Consider the following 254-nt stretch of genomic DNA (forward strand, 5'->3'; position numbering starts at 1 on the left):
TACTTGTACTTCTTCGCCACCACGACCATAAATAAACGGATCGCCACCTTTAATACGGCATACTTTTTTACCTTGCTTGGCTAAATCGACCAGCATTTGGTTAGTGTCTTGCTGCGCTACGCTGTGATCGCCTAAACGCTTGCCTACACAAATAAGGTCGGCATCGCGGCGCACTAACTCCATGATCTCGTCAGACACTAAATAGTCATAAACCACTACATCGGCTTGTTGCATAAGTTGCAGTGCCTTAAGTG

The 254-nt window shown here is 46.1% G+C and carries 1 protein-coding gene; it reads right to left on the reverse strand.

All coding sequences use genetic code 11. The annotated features are described in order from the left end of the window. A partial coding sequence (locus AAEY83_RS16940) for a uroporphyrinogen-III C-methyltransferase (RefSeq protein WP_351060975.1) occupies window positions 1–254 on the reverse strand: 254 nt, incomplete at both ends.

Source organism: Psychrobacter sp. TB20-MNA-CIBAN-0197 (assembly GCF_040309765.1).
In the GTDB taxonomy this organism is placed as follows: domain Bacteria; phylum Pseudomonadota; class Gammaproteobacteria; order Pseudomonadales; family Moraxellaceae; genus Psychrobacter; species Psychrobacter submarinus.